Genomic DNA, 604 nt, shown 5'->3' on the forward strand with positions numbered 1-604 from the left:
GTTGTATGGGGAGACATAAAGATATATTCCATCAAAGACGATCAAGGTAATATAATTCACTATGAGGGAACGCTCATTGACATTACAGAGCGTAAAAATTTAGAGCTCCAGCTTCGTCAGGCATCAAAGATGGAGGCAATTGGGCTTTTCGTAGGAGGTATTGCCCATGATTTTAATAATATCCTTACATCCCTTATAGGGTATGCCACTCTTTTACAGATGAAAGTAGATGAAGAAAATCCCCTTCGTTTTTATATTGACCAGATAATTTTAGCCTCGAATAAGGCAGCAAATTTAACTCAAAACCTTCTTTCTTTTAGTAGAAAAAAGCCCTCAAAACTCGAAATTATTGATGTAAATAAACACATAAATTCAACCATAAAGCTTTTAAAGAGACTACTAACAGAAGAAATTATTCTGAACACATCTTTTTCAGAGGAGGAATTATTTATAATGGCCGATGCAGCCCAGCTGGATCAGGTACTTTTAAACCTCGTTTCCAATGCAAGGGATGCTATGCCACATGGTGGTGTGATAACGATTGCCACCGAAAAAGTAAAAATAGACAACATCTATGATTTGACCTTGAGTTTTGGGGAGGCAG

The 604-nt window shown here is 36.9% G+C and carries 1 protein-coding gene; it reads left to right on the plus strand.

The features are described 5' to 3' along the window. Window positions 1-604 (plus strand): hypothetical protein (locus N3F66_15115; GenBank protein MCX8125477.1); only part of this gene is annotated, 604 nt, incomplete at both ends.

Source organism: Spirochaetota bacterium, assembly GCA_026414805.1.
Lineage (GTDB): Bacteria > Spirochaetota > UBA4802 > UBA4802 > UB4802 > UBA4802.